At 44.3% G+C, this 404-nt stretch carries 1 pseudogene; it reads right to left on the reverse strand.

The window, feature by feature from the left end:
- Positions 1-404, reverse strand: a pseudogene (locus HC176_RS17110) (peptidase M28); the annotation flags it as partial.

The raw sequence follows: 404 nt of genomic DNA on the forward strand, positions 1-404 counted from the left end.
TAGAAACAAACCGCAAGCGTCAAAAATGCCACTGCATATATATACCAGTAGCCGTTATAGGTGAAGCCATGCTCCATTTCCAGATATCCGGGATAAAGCATCAGCATCAATTGCCAGAAGAAATAACTCAGCAGCCCCACCAACACCAGCGACAGTAACAGCGGAATAAATCCTTTGGCCACTGCGGTTAACGGCAGCCGATTCCTCATTTTTCCGAAGAAGATCAAAAAGATAAGCAACACAACTGCCATGATCAACAAGGGAAAGATCCATTCGTAAGGATATTTAATAAGGTCAAAGCCAGGTATATTCAGGAAAATAACATCCTGTTCTGACGAAAGTGCACCCAGAGAAACCCCGACGGAGTGATACAATAAGGGCATCAGGTAACTTCCCTGATGCTC

This window comes from Tamlana crocina (assembly GCF_012037625.1).